Genomic DNA, 13089 nt, shown 5'->3' on the forward strand with positions numbered 1-13089 from the left:
TTGCATGTCCCTGAAAACCCGTGGTGTCGGTTATTTCCAACAGCCCTGCGGTTTTTTGTTGAGGCCTAAAGTAACTGAATACGGCGCTCTACAGCGTTCTGTGCATCGCACGCACTCAGCACAACCGATGCGGCCGTCGCCAGCGGACGCCGAGCAAGGCGTGAAAGAAGCCGGGCACGCGGGGCGAAATGGTGGGTGGTTCGCCCGGCGGATTCAGGCGCTGCGAGGAAGGGGAACGCTCACGAAAAATCCCACGCCCTGGCCGTTCAAACCTTCGCCCACCTGCACTTGCCCGCCCATGCGCCGCACCGCCTGCTGCACGATGGCGAGGCCCAGGCCCGAGCCATTGGCCGCGTGCCCGGCGCCCCGGTAAAAGCGCTCAAACACCCGGCTGCATTCGGTGACTGGAATGCCCGGCCCATCGTCCTGCACCACAAGTTGAAGGGCCGCGCCTTCCTGGCGCAGGGTTACCGCCACATTGCCTCCGGCCAGGGTGTAGCTCATCGCGTTGTCGATGAGGTTGTGGGCTATCGATTCGAGCGCGGGCAGGTCGAGCCTGGCGTCCAGGGTGTCGGGTGCGTCCAGCGACAGTTCAATCTGCCGCGCCATCGCTGCAGGCGCAGCCTGCGCCAGCACGCCGCGCAGCCACTGCGCCACATCCAGGTCACGCGGGGCGAGGCGCTGCGCGTCGTCCAGCGCCGCCAGGTCCAGCAGTTGCTGCGCCAGGTGCGAGGTGCGGGCAATGGCCTGCTCCAGGTGGGCCTGGGCCTGCGTGCGTTCGGCTTCGCTGGGCGAGCGGGCCATCACATGGGCCTGTGCGGTGATAACGGCCAGCGGCGTGCGGATCTCGTGCGCAGCGTCTTGTACAAAGGCGCGCTCTCGCTCGACCTTCTGGCGCAGCTGGGTAAAGAGGTGGTCCAGCGATTGCTCCAGGGGCTTGAGTTCGCGGTGGCGGGCGTTGAAGCCCACCGATTGCAGGTCGTCCTGCCCACGCTGCGCAATGCGGCTGGCCAGTTGCTGCAGCGGCCGTAGACCATGGCGTACCGAGAGCCACACCGCCAGCAGCACAAAAGGTGACGCCAGCAGCAGATAGGGCAGCAGGGCGCGGCCGTTGTACTGCAGGAAGTTGGAATCCGTGCGCTTGGTCTCGAACACCCGCAGCACCCAGCGCGCATTGCGGCCGGTGTAGATGCGGAACGACCGGCCCTGCAGGGCGGCTTCCTGGATGAATGGCTCGGTGTGTGGTGTGGCGGGCGGCAAGGCCACGTTCTGCAGCCCCGGCGAGGCAAACACACGCTGGCCTGAGGCAGCATCCAGCAGCTCGTGCATCTGTACCCCCGGCAGCAGCCCGATCTGGCGGCGGCGGATGTTGGTCCAGTGGTCGGTGGCCGCCACAGCCGTGGCGGCGTGCGCAGGGGCGGTGATTGGGGCCAGCGATTCCAGCACTGCGTCGCCGTACTTCATCAGGCCTGGGTCGCGGGTGATGGTGTGTTTGTAGTTGACGAAGTTGTATCCCAGCAGTACCGCCCACACCACCACAAACGCCACCAGTACCGAGGCCACGCTGCGGCGCATCAGCGTGGGCTCTGCCAGCCAGGCCCATGCACCGCGCAACGCGTGCTTCATCGTGGTCATGCCTGCAGCAGATAGCCCACGCCCCGCACCGTGCGGATCAGCTCCGCACCGATCTTGCGGCGCAGGTTGGACACATGCACTTCAATGGCGGCAAAGTCCATGGGCTCGCCCAGCGGGTCCAGCCGCTGCGACAGCACGCTTTTGGACACCACCACGCCGGGCTCGCGCGCCAGTTCCAGCAGCAGCTGGAACTCGCGCGGCGACACATCCAGCACCGTGCCGTTGCGCTGCACCGCATGGCGGCGCGGCTCGATCACTAGCTCGCCCAGCACCCAGCGCTCGCTGGCTTGGCGGGCGCTGCGGCGCAGCACGGCGCGGATGCGCGACATGAGCTCGGCCGTGGCAAAGGGCTTGATCACAAAGTCGTCCGCCCCGCCGTCCAGCCCCGCCAACCGGTCCTCCACGGCCGAACGCGCGGTGATGACGATGATGGGCACCTGCCCGCTGTGCCCCGTCTGGTTGCGCCAGCGCGCCAGCAGGTCAAAGCCACTGCCGTCGGGCAGCGTCAGGTCCAGCAGCACGCAGTCCACCGTGGTGGCGTCGACCGTAGCGGGCGCGTCCACCGCACGGCGCAGCCATTCGCTGGTCAGGCCCTCCACCTTCAGTGCGGACTGCAGCGCGCGGCCCAGGTCCAGGTCGTCTTCGATGAGCAGGATGTGCATGGGGCGATTGTGGCGGGAGCCATGGCCGTTGCGGGGTGCAGCCGCAGGCGTCTTTGGCTGCCCTTAAGACAGGGCTTTGCACAATGGCCGTGTTCAATGGCTCAACACGTGGGGGAGAAGGCGATGCAATGGACGACAGGACAAGACGGGATGCGGCGATGGTGGGGCAGTGCGGCGCTGGTTGCTGCGCTGGCTTTGGCGGGCTGTGCGTCCGGGCCAACGCACCCGTCGCTGGCAGGGGCGCAACTGCCCGACCTGGTGCCGGTGCGCGACTTTGTGGCCAGCCGGCAGTCCACGGGGGGCTACCGCGTGTCGCCGGATGGAAAACACATTGCCTGGTTTGGCACCGACGGCGTGGTGCCCGCGATCTGGGTGCAGTCCATCGATGGGAGCGACGCCAAGGCGTTCCGCATCCGTGCTCGCGCCATCCGCTTCAGTGCCGACAGCCGCTGGCTCGGCATCACGGCCGACCCCGCGGGCGATGAAAACACCCGCATCTATGCGGGCGCGGTCGATGGCCCCGGCACTGACTTGCGTGAGCTGATGCCTGCACCACGCTCGGTGGCGCATTTTGCAGAGGCGGTGGATGCCTCGTCCGACTTCATCGTCACCTCCAACCGGCGCGATAAAAAGGTGTTTGACCTGTACCGCGTGAACCCTGCAGGTGGTGCGCCGGTGCTGATGGCCACCAACCCCGGCAACGTGGGCTGGTGGGGCGTGGATACCACGGGCCAGCTGCGTGTCCGGGCACAGATTAAGGGCGAGCAAGTGCTGCTGGAGCGGCCTGGCGCCGAGCCGGGCAGCTGGGTGACCGTTGCCGAGCGCAGCCGGTGGGACACGCTAAACATCTTTGGCCTGCACGATGAGGGACGCAAGGCCTGGGCGCTGTCGAACCGGGGGCGCGACAAGCTGGCGCTGGTGCGGCTGGACCTGACCACAGGCACCGAGGAAGAGTGGTTTGCCTCGCCCGACGTGGACCTGGACAGCGTGACCCTCAGCCGCCGCACCCGCGAGCCGCTGCTGGCGCATTTCATGCCGGGCTACCCGGCGCGCAAGGTGTTCGACCCCGCGCTCGATGCCCGGCTGTCTGCCCTGGCCGGTGACAAGCCCGCAGAGGTGCTGGTGACCAGTCTGGACCGGACCGACAAGGTGCTCACGGTGGCGGTGGCCACCGACCGGGGCACGCGCCATTACCTGCTGCGCGATGGGCACGAGCCCCGCTTTCTGGGCGAGAACCGCCTGAGCCTGATTGCCAAGGACCTGGCTCCCACCCAACCCATCACTTACACCGCGCGCGATGGTCTCGCCATTCACGGCTACCTCACGCTGCCCGTGGGGGCGGCGCCACAACGTTTGCCAACGGTGCTGCTGGTGCATGGCGGCCCCTGGGCGCGCGACCGCTGGGGCGATGGCACCACCAGCCGCGCCATGCAGCAGTTCCTGGCCAACCGGGGTTATGCGGTGCTGCAGGTGAACTACCGGGGCTCCAGCGGCTATGGCCGCACCCACATGGAAAAAGCCCGGGGCGAGTTCGCAGGCCGCATGCACGACGACCTGGTGGACGGCGTGCGCTGGGCCGTCGAGCGCGGCGTGGCCGACCCGCAGCGCGTGGCGATCTATGGCGCCAGCTACGGCGGCTATTCGGCCCTGGTGGGCGCCACCTTTACGCCCGAGGTGTTTGCCTGTGCCGTGGATGTGGTGGGTGTGACGGATATTGCGCGCCTGCTGGAGGCCGCCCCGCCTTATTGGGAACTGGGCCTGCCCTGGTGGCACCGCTATGTGGGCAACCCCGCCGTGCCAGAGGACCGTGCGCGCATGGATGCGAAGTCGCCCCTGTACCGGGCCGAGCATGCGCAAAAGCCCATCCTCATCATGCACGGCGTGAACGACCCGCGCGTGAAGCTGGAGCAGTCCGAATGGATGGTGGCGGCCCTGCGCAAGGCGGGCAAGCAGGTGGACTACGTCACCTTCACCGGCGACGGCCATGGCAACCAGCGCTGGCCCAACAACCTCACCATGTACCGCAAGACCGAGGACTTTTTGGCGCAATGCCTGGGTGGCCGTACCAGCGGGTTTGACTATTACCAGCTGGGCGCATGGGCGTTTTGATGGGGCAGGCCGTCGCTTCGTTGCTTGTGCGCAAGGGTCTGCGCAGCGGTAGGCTGGTCATTGCACTGGTTCTGGCCGCAGGGTGTGCTGTGGCAGGCGCCCAACCGGTCGCTCCGGCAGGCGCGGCCTCGGTGGCCGTGGAGGCTGCAGCACCTGCGGCGGCTCCGGTCTACACCCGGGCGCGGCTGGTGTCTGTGGAGGTGGATGCGGGTGGCAACACCACGCATGTGCGGCTGAAGCTGCTGCCTCGCGCCAAGCTGCCGTTCACCACACAGACCTTCCGGGTGGTCAACCCCGCCCTGATGCACGGCATTCCGCAGGGGGCCTGGGTGCAGTTCACTGCCCGGCACATCGACGGCGAAAACACGCTCACATCCATCCGCGCTACTGCGGAGTGCAAGCGGTTTGTGAAGCGGGCCGCGAAAACTCAAGCACTGACAGTGCGATAAATCCTCTCGCCCATCGTTACAACGGGTGAAATGAAATTGCGATGAAGCGAGGAGCCGGGCTGGCTCCAAAGCGCCGTCAGCAGAACTCCTGACTCGCACTTTGCGGGGTCCTTCCCTAGAGTCCGACCGACTTTTAGGAGCCCTCGCAATGACCACCGCCCCCCAATCCAAAGCCTCCCTGGTTCGTGAACACATGGCCGCTGGCCGTTGGGCTGACGCCGTCCGCCTGGCTGCATCGTTCCCCCGCCTGGACAAGCACCGTGACGCGATCCTTGACGCCCGCACTGCATACACGAACCCTCGCTGGCTGACTCAGCTTGGCATGGACCCCGAAGCGGCCAAAGAGGCCGGTCATGCGGCCCTGCGTGAGCGCTTTGCCTGATCGCCCCTCTCAAGCCCCCACATTCCAAAACAACGCGCCAGGCCCCGCCTCGGCGCGTATGTACTCCCAGGCCTTGGCGTCGTAGCCCGCCGCGCTTGGGAAAGGCGGCAGCACCTTTGCCGACCGGCCAAAGGGCAGCGGATGCAATATCCGCCTCGCTCGGCCCGTATCACACCCCTCTTTACCCACCACCACCGCCACAAATCGGGCGCTCGGCCATGCGAGTTGCAGCGCCCGTGTGAGGACAACCAGGACGCCCGCATGCTGCTCAACCACGGGCGCCGGGAGCATCAGCGCACCGCTCCGCAGGCCGCCGTCGCGCGCTGGGGGTCGCCCTTCACGAAAACCAGCACATGCTGGTGCGTCTTGCCCAGCTTGCGCGAGATCTCAAAGCCTTTGCCCACCCGGATCGGCAGAGAGCCCGCCTGAGTGACCAGGATGGCTTCGTTGTAGAGCCTGGCGCCCGCATCGCGGAAGGCGGCGATGGTGTCGCCCACAAATCCACGGTACAGGCCCTGGGTGTCCCGGATGTCACCGACCACAAAGCAGGCGAAACGATCCTGGCGCAGCATGGCCACGGCCTCCTTGATGATCTGGCGGTAGGTGCGCAGGAACCGGGGGTAGCGCATGGTGGAAAGGTCGGCTTTGTCGTCGCTGTATCGCTCCAGGTTGCCATAGGGCGGGCAGGAGAAAAGGAGGTCGGCCTGTACACCAGGCAGGGCCTGGCGCACCTCCAGCGCATCGCCCTGCACCCAGCGCGGTGCAGGCAGGCCGGGTTGGCCGCGACCGCAGGCAGTTCTGCGGGGTCAGGCAACACATGGGTAGGCGCGCACGAAGGCGCCCTCAAGGCCGGGGTTGTCGAACACCACCTGGGCACGCGCTGCGGGGGTGTAGATGGCCACGGAGCCGTCATCGTTCTTGAACCCATCCCAGTCCACCAGCACCAGGTCGAGCACCTCCTTGTCGGTGATCTGGTCGGTGGGCTGGGGCGGCGCGGGCTGGTTTTCCAGCAGCGCCCGGCTGAGTGCGCGCACATACTCGCGGCCCGCGTGGATGCGCTGGTCCAGCGCATTGCGCTCTTCTTCGTTCAGACGCTTGAAGCGCGCCTTGAACTTGAAGACCAGCGGCTTGTCGGGCTGGTCCGGGACGATGAAGTGGCCGGGCGCCCAGTAGGCGGGGTTCTTGGTGATGACAACTGCCATGGCGGAAAACTCCTTTGCAATGCGTGAAACGGGGGCGATACGTGGCTCAGGCGGCGATCAGACGCGGATGGTCAGCTCGTCGTTTCCTGCGGCCGTGGGGATGAACTTCAGCGGCAGCGTGACCATCTGCAGGCCGTCCTGTTCTCCGAAGCTGGGCTTGCCGATCTGCGCCTGCGGCGCGGCCACGGTGAGCGTGTTGGTGGCGCCCAGGCCGTGCAACAGCTCGAATGGCAGCTTGGTGCCGATCAGTTGGTCCCAGTCGTGCGTAGTGGCCAGGGTGTTGCGGATCGTGATAGAGCCGCTGCTGGCACGGCCGGTGATCTCGGTGTTGTCAACCTCGGTCAAGTCCTGCTTGGTCACCGTGTTGCCCAGGTCGATGCTGAACGCATTACAGGGCCAGAACTTGGCACCCAGCTTGACTCGGGTGTTCGCTGCGTTTACGCCCAGTGGCAGCTCAAAGACCGGCGTGGTGGCGGGCATGGCCCCCAATACTTCGACGGCCTGCCAGGCGCCCGTGAACTCGAAATTGAACCAGGGCAGCTGCTTCGCGTTGCCTTCGAGCTTCACGTTGCCAGCAGCGCCGGGCATCTTGTAGACGTTGCGACCGACCACGGCGTAGAGGGAGAGGCTCTTGAATCGCTCGATAACGTGCTGCGCGCTGGCTGCATCGATGCGCCAGGCGCCGGGCTTCAGCTCGCGGCCGTCGTTGGGTTTGAATGTGCCCGCCGGGGTGAGCTGCAGCATGACCGTGCCGCCCGTCGCCTGCGCGGTCTTGGCGGGCACGCCGAACGTGCAAGCGGCTATGGCCAGGGCGGCGGCACCAGCGCTGCAGACAGCGATGCGGGTGCTACGGGAGGCGGTGCGTTGAGACATGCCGCCATGGTCGGCGGCAGCGGGTTGGAAGTATTGGGAACCAGGACCCTATTTAGCTTCAGAAGGGTGGTCTCATTTGACCTCTTCAAGCCTCAAAGACAGAGCTTTCAGATGTCGCTCCAGGCGCTCCGTGTATTGAGGGTCGGGTATAGGCGTAACCAGTTGCATAAGCTCTTTTCCAGCCTGCGAAGTCACGACACCATAAAGCTTCACCGTCGTTTTTGCTTGCCCCTCGTAAACACATCGGTAGTGCTTGCCGCTATGGAGAAAACTGATGTCGTCTCCTTGCTTCTCGAATTCGACTTGTTGTGCCCCATCCATATCGATCAACACGAGTCCGTACTCAACCAAAGCCAGTAGCGATCGGTAGTCGAGGCCGTATTTTCCAAGTCCATTTGTGCTGGGGCGCTCGCCTACTGTCATCAGCAAGCCACCGAAAACCTTTTCTGCTTTTGTGAACTGTATTGCGAGAGAGCTATAGCGAGCAAACAACTCGGCTTCTTCATTGCCCATCTGGCCCAGAACCTTTATGGCTCGGCGGGAGAATGAACCAGGCCTCGCCACTTCCCCTGCAAGCAATTTGGCGAAGACGTTCCTCATTTCGTCGGAGCTCATATTCTCAGCTTCAGCTTCAAACGTGTTCATCCAGTCGTCGCTAATCTCTGCTGATGCTGTGGAATCACCCGTCATCTCGGGAGGCGAACGCCTAGACAACTCGTGGACAGCTTTGTTGGCGATGGCGTCAAGATTTTTCTGTTTCCCAACGATTCGCTCCGCAAACTTGATACCGGCCGCATCCAGGTAGGTAGGTGGGACCTGGATCTGATCTGCTATGGCACTCCCCGATGCCTGGATTGCCCGAACCCGTGCATCAGAGGTTGCCTGAATTTCTGCCACTTTGCCCGCAAAGTACGCTTGGGGTACCTCCATGAAAGAGGTAGTCAACCGCTTAAGAACGTATCCAAGCGTTTTCTGAACAGGCGCTGGAAGCCCAGTCACATGCCCCAAAGCTGCGCTAGCTACCTCGCCTAGCCCAGATTCGTCCGACTCCTGTTCGTCCTGCGCTGCGGATTCGTCCACCATTTGTTCCTCCAGTATGTAGTTTGCGACCTCATTTTGCCCAAGAAACTACACCCTCCTATCCCCCAACCAGGCCAGAACAATCTGCCTAATTTCACGGTCGTCTTCAGAACTGACCCCCAGAAACGGTCGAGCCGGGATGTTCACTCGGTACGCGGGTATGTTCACCTGCCGTTCGGTCGCCCGCTTGTGCTTCTTGCCCGCAAACAGCACCCGGCCGGCCACGCTGCGATAGCGCACCGTCGCCTGGCGCGCTGGCATCTCGATGGTGCCGCCGAGCTGGTGGATGGCGGCGTACTTGGTGTTGCTGCCCACCTCGACCTCTGCATCTCCCGTGACCTGGTAGTGGATGCCGCTGCGCAAGTAGCCGCGCAGGGTGAGCTGGTGCAGGAGTCCGATCTGTACCTGAACAGGGGCCAGGGCTTTGACATCCACTGGTGGGCCTGGGAATGCCTCATGGGCGTGTTGAATCGGCCCATATCGGCCGACATGGCCGTTTTGACGCCCCAGGGGGCGGCACAGTGAGCGTTGAAGTCACCCGCATGGCGCTCAAGCGCCATGAGCTGCTGGAAGAGCTGCAGGCGGTGATCGCCCGTCAGCTGGAGGAAATGGGCACGCCCCCCGATGCGGCCTCGGTCATCGGCTCGTCGGCCGTGGACTACCTGAGCACCTATTGGGCGGGCCAGGTGGTGACTTTCCCGAAGGACGCTCAGTACAAGCTGACGCTCAAGGAGTTGGAGATTTACGACCAGTTCGACGGCCGCAACAAGGATGATCTGGCGCGCCGGTATGGGATGACGCCGCGCGGGATGGGGAAGTTGCTCAAGCGCATCCGGGAGAAGATCAAGGCGCAGAACGCGGATGCGGAGGCGGCTGGGCAGCTCGAATTGATCAGCTAGCCTGAGGACCAATCAATGGCGTTTGCGCAGGGCTGGAGTACATTGGCAGTTGCCTATAAAAGTAACTCTCAATACCACTCGTCACAGATGTTCGAACACATAGTTCTTCGTCGCTCAGAAGCCGGGACGCCGGTCTCCGCAGGCCAAATAGCGCAAGCGCTGCTTTTCTACAAAAAAGTTCACGTCATTCTTGATGTCGGGAGTTTCAGGACGCTTATCGGTAGCGTTGGCCCCGAGGGTCTATTAGCGTTGCTGGCCCGACCCGATTTCAGCGCTGTCTATTCTGAGGAGACATTGGCCACCGTCACCAATGTTGTGGGGCCGATGAAGGTTCACACCTTCGATGCAATGACAGTTACTGGCCACGAAACTGTTGGTATCCGCAAGAGTACAGCCGAAAGAATCGAGTTTCATCTCAACCGCCAGGGCATCACTGGCAGGCGCGCTAAAGAGTTCACTCGCCGTTTTCTCCAGTATGTACCGGTTCGCAAGCTGACCGGTGATCACTTCCGCAGCGGTGGATTGATTGAGGCAGCAAGACAAGACTTGAGAGACGCCGAGTATGTACACGCCGCAGTCCGCAGAATTCTCAGTCTCTTGCCTGAGGGGGGCGATCCGGGAACGGGGCTGAAATTCGAAGTACTTGAAACAGAGTTGGGCAACTACGTTTTCGAGAACATCGACTTCGGATCCATAAATGGACGCCGCGCGCAGCAGGTCCCGCCGTTGGAGCCCCTCACAGTCGCACATATCCTCAATCAGCTGCAAGAAGCAAGGACAGACCTTGAGTTGGCAGCTCACTACGGGGGCGACTTCGTTACATCAACGACGACTTCAGGCGTTATCCAAGTGAGGCACGAAGCCCTACTTAGAAGAACAGGCATTAACCTGGCAGCGCAGCAAACCTTTCTCGAGGTCACTCTTCCGGACATGCCCATGATCGCGGAACTCATCGATTCAGGGGAGAGGTCGTTTGCAGACTTCATGCGGCTTTACGAGCGCTCAGTGAAGTTTAAGCAGTGGCTAAGCGCAGCCACCCCTGATACGGGACTAGTTCGCGAGTACCTGTTGGCGGCTAGCTCTCAAGACTGGATTCGGACGTCAGAGGCGAAACTGATCCGCTACCTATTCACAGGTGCAGTCTCCCTCGTTGACCCAACCCTTGGGGTCGCTGCTGGACTAACAGATAAATTCTTCGTGGACAAAATCTTCGCGGGCTGGCGGCCCAATCACTTCGTCGATGGAAAACTGAAGCCGTTCCTGAGCCCCTAGCAGCCGTCCACCAGTTGCAATGCTATTGCAATGAACCGTTTCGTTTCGTTCCACTTTGGCCCAATAAATCCCAATTTTCGCGCCGCCAGGGTGGATGATTTCTCAACTTCCTTCAGGTTTGAGCGATGTGACTGACCACCTGGGCAGGGCAGCGGGGACTGCGGCTTGCGCTGCGTCAAGGAGAGAGTGAGACGGCAACCAGCACGATACAGATATTGGTAGAATGAGAATCAATATTATTTGTATCGAGGCCAATCACCATGAAGACCATGGACGATGGCGCTGCGGCGCGGTTGCATCTTCCTACGCAGCAGACCCTGTCCACCCGGCTGGACCAGTTGCCCCGCCGTGCCCAGGGCCGGGTCACGGGTTTGTTGCCCGCACAGGACGCGCAAGAGCACAGCATGCTGCTGCGCTTGCTGGAGATTGGCTTCCTGCCCGGCGAAACCGTGCAGGTGGTTGCACGCGGCGGCTGGGGCGGCGATCCCATCGCGGTGCGGGTGGGGCAGGCCACGTTTGCGCTGCGCCGCCAGGAGGCCTCCATGGTGCAGGTGCAGCCGCTGGATGACACCAGCCTGTCTGCCAAGGAGCTGGCATGAACGCCCAGGCTACTGTGCAGCCCACCGCCGCCGATGCGCCCCTGCGCGTGGCGCTGCTGGGCAACCCCAACTGCGGCAAGACCGCGCTGTTCAACCTGCTCACCGGCGCACGCCAGAAGGTGGCCAACTACGCGGGCGTGACGGTGGAGCGCAAGGAAGGCCTGCTGCAGACCGCCGCCGGCCGCCGCGTGCGCGTGCTGGACCTGCCGGGTGCCTACAGCCTGCATGCACACAGCGTGGACGAGGCCATCACCCGCGACATCGTGCGCGGGCGCCGCGCGGGCGAGCCCGTGCCCGATGTGCTGGTCTGTGTGACCGACGCCACCCACCTGCGCCTGAACCTGCGTCTGGTGCTGGAGGCGCGCGCCCTGGGCCTGCCCATGGTGCTGGTGCTCAACATGATGGATGTGGCCGAGCGCCAGGGCATTGCCATCGACCGCGAAGCGCTATCGCGCGAGCTGGGCATGCCCGTGCTGGCAACCGTGGGTGTGCGCGGCAATGGTGCCCAGGAGCTGGTGCAGTGGCTGGATGGCGCCAACCTGCAGCAACTGCAGCGCCCGGTGGTGGCGCCCGATGCAGCGGCGCGGCTGGATGCGAGCGACCTCGAAGCGCAGAACGACGTCATCCGCACCCACCAGGAGGTGCGGCGCATTCTGGATTTGGCCGTGCGTGTGCCCGTAGTCAGCCTGCGCACCGACGACCGGATCGACGCCGTAGTGCTGCACCCGGTGTGGGGCATGCTGATCCTGGCCGCCACGCTGTTCCTGATGTTCCAGGCGGTGTTCAGTTGGGCCGAGCTGCCCAAGTCGTGGATTGAAGATGGCGTGGGCTGGCTGGCGGCGCTTCTTAACAGCCACATGGCCGACGGTCCCTTGCGCAGCCTGTTGACCGACGGGGTGCTGGCAGGCGCGGGCGGGGTGCTGGTGTTTTTGCCGCAGATCCTGTTTTTGTTCCTGTTCATCCTGGCGCTCGAAGACTCCGGCTACCTGCCGCGTGCAGCGTTTTTGCTGGACCGTGTGATGGGCACGGTGGGCTTGTCAGGCCGCTCGTTCATCCCGTTGCTGTCGAGTTTTGCCTGCGCGGTGCCGGGCGTGATGGCTACACGTTCCATTACCCATTGGCGCGACCGGTTGGTGACCATCATGATCGCCCCGCTCATGACCTGCTCAGCGCGCCTGCCGGTGTATGCGTTGCTGATCGCAGCCTTCATCCCCGAGCGCACGGTGGCGGGGGTGTTCAACCTGCAGGGCGTGGTGCTGTTTGCCCTGTATGTGGCGGGCATCGCCAGCGCCATGGCGGTGGCGGCAGTGGCCCAGCTGGCCCGCAGCGATACGCGGGCCACGCCGCTGATGATGGAGCTGCCCGCGTACCGCTGGCCTAGCGTGCGGGGCCTGGCCTACGGCCTGTACGAGCGGGCGGTGATTTTCATCAAGCGGGTGGGCGGCATCATCCTGGCCGTCACGGTGTTGTTGTGGTTTCTGTCCACCTACCCCGGCGCGCCGGATGGCGCCACGCAGCCCGCCATCACCTACAGCTTGGCTGGCCAGCTGGGGCGCCTGCTGGAGGTCATCGTTGCACCGATTGGCTTTAACTGGCAGATTGCCATTGCGCTGGTGCCCGGCATGGCGGCTCGCGAGGTGGCGGTGAGTGCGCTGGGCACGGTGTACGCGCTGTCTGCCACCGGCGACGAGGTGGCCAACCAACTGGGGGCGCTGGTTGCAGGCTCGTGGTCGCTGGCCACCGCGCTGTCGCTGATGGCCTGGTACGTGTTTGCACCCCAGTGCATCTCCACCATTGCCGCCGTACGGCGTGAGACCAATGGCTGGCGCTACCCGCTGCTCATGGTGGTGTACCTGTTTGCCATGGCGTATGCCGCCAGTTTTGTGACCTACCGCGTGGCGCTGGCGCTGGGCGGTGGCTGAGGGGG

The 13089-nt window shown here is 63.9% G+C and carries 14 protein-coding genes; 7 read left to right on the plus strand and 7 right to left on the minus strand.

Annotated elements, in window-relative coordinates; genetic code table 11:
- Positions 1-213 precede the first annotated feature (213 nt).
- On the minus strand, positions 214-1635 hold the full coding sequence (locus OIN59_RS15055; protein ID WP_274111701.1) for a sensor histidine kinase: 1422 nt from the start codon (positions 1633-1635) through the stop codon (positions 214-216).
- Positions 1632-2297 carry a response regulator transcription factor gene (locus OIN59_RS15060; RefSeq protein ID WP_274111704.1) on the minus strand — a complete coding sequence of 222 codons (666 nt, stop codon included), beginning with the start codon at positions 2295-2297 and terminating at the stop codon, positions 1632-1634. Before OIN59_RS15060 ends, OIN59_RS15055 begins: the two co-directional genes overlap by 4 nt.
- 150 nt (positions 2298-2447) lie before the next feature.
- On the opposite strand from OIN59_RS15060, the gene OIN59_RS15065 reads away from it, so the two are divergent.
- The 3 genes from OIN59_RS15065 (at position 2448) to OIN59_RS15075 (ending at position 5237) form a co-directional block, all read left to right on the plus strand.
- The gene (locus OIN59_RS15065; protein WP_274111706.1) at positions 2448-4406 is read left to right on the plus strand and encodes a S9 family peptidase; all 1959 of its coding nucleotides are present in this window, start codon (positions 2448-2450) and stop codon (positions 4404-4406) included.
- Entirely contained in the window at positions 4394-4855 is a 462-nt protein-coding gene (locus OIN59_RS15070; protein WP_274111707.1) for a copper-binding protein, read from the plus strand. Before OIN59_RS15065 ends, OIN59_RS15070 begins: the two co-directional genes overlap by 13 nt.
- Before the next feature lie 148 nt (positions 4856-5003).
- On the plus strand, positions 5004-5237 hold the full coding sequence (locus OIN59_RS15075; protein ID WP_274111709.1) for a hypothetical protein: 234 nt from the start codon (positions 5004-5006) through the stop codon (positions 5235-5237).
- A gap of 290 nt (positions 5238-5527) precedes the next feature.
- Here the strand turns inward: OIN59_RS15075 and OIN59_RS15080 are convergent, their stop codons facing one another.
- The 5 genes from OIN59_RS15080 to OIN59_RS15100 all read right to left on the minus strand — a co-directional run bounded on the left by OIN59_RS15080 (position 5528) and on the right by OIN59_RS15100 (position 8827).
- A complete protein-coding gene (locus OIN59_RS15080) occupies positions 5528-5989 on the minus strand; it encodes a DNA methyltransferase (RefSeq protein WP_274111711.1) in 462 nt (153 codons plus the stop codon).
- 54 nt (positions 5990-6043) lie between these two features.
- Positions 6044-6439: a hypothetical protein gene (locus tag OIN59_RS15085; protein WP_274111713.1), complete on the minus strand. Its 396-nt coding sequence runs from the start codon at positions 6437-6439 to the stop codon at positions 6044-6046.
- Positions 6440-6496: 57 nt separating this feature from the next.
- On the minus strand, positions 6497-7312 hold the full coding sequence (locus OIN59_RS15090) for a phage protease (RefSeq protein ID WP_274111715.1): 816 nt from the start codon (positions 7310-7312) through the stop codon (positions 6497-6499).
- A 72-nt stretch (positions 7313-7384) separates the two neighbouring features.
- Positions 7385-8392, minus strand: a complete 1008-nt coding sequence (locus tag OIN59_RS15095) for a DUF2806 domain-containing protein (protein WP_274111717.1) — start codon at positions 8390-8392, stop codon at positions 7385-7387.
- A gap of 48 nt (positions 8393-8440) precedes the next feature.
- Positions 8441-8827: a phage virion morphogenesis protein gene (locus OIN59_RS15100; protein WP_274111719.1), complete on the minus strand. Its 387-nt coding sequence runs from the start codon at positions 8825-8827 to the stop codon at positions 8441-8443.
- Between the two features lie 86 nt (positions 8828-8913).
- On the opposite strand from OIN59_RS15100, the gene OIN59_RS15105 reads away from it, so the two are divergent.
- From OIN59_RS15105 to feoB, 4 genes are all read left to right on the plus strand, one after another.
- A complete protein-coding gene (locus OIN59_RS15105; RefSeq protein WP_274111721.1) occupies positions 8914-9291 on the plus strand; it encodes a Mor transcription activator family protein in 378 nt (125 codons plus the stop codon).
- Positions 9292-9306: 15 nt separating this feature from the next.
- Positions 9307-10563, plus strand: coding sequence for a hypothetical protein (locus OIN59_RS15110; protein ID WP_274111723.1), 1257 nt, complete (start codon positions 9307-9309; stop codon positions 10561-10563).
- 269 nt (positions 10564-10832) lie between these two features.
- Positions 10833-11162, plus strand: a complete 330-nt coding sequence (locus OIN59_RS15115) for a FeoA family protein (protein ID WP_274112009.1) — start codon at positions 10833-10835, stop codon at positions 11160-11162.
- Complete coding sequence (gene feoB / locus OIN59_RS15120) at positions 11159-13084, plus strand: ferrous iron transporter B (protein WP_274111725.1); 1926 nt, start codon at positions 11159-11161, stop codon at positions 13082-13084. Before OIN59_RS15115 ends, feoB begins: the two co-directional genes overlap by 4 nt.
- The last annotated feature ends 5 nt before the right edge of the window (positions 13085-13089 follow it).

Origin of the sequence: Acidovorax benzenivorans (assembly GCF_028680575.1) — a bacterium.
Taxonomy (GTDB): Bacteria; Pseudomonadota; Gammaproteobacteria; order Burkholderiales; family Burkholderiaceae_C; genus Acidovorax; species Acidovorax benzenivorans.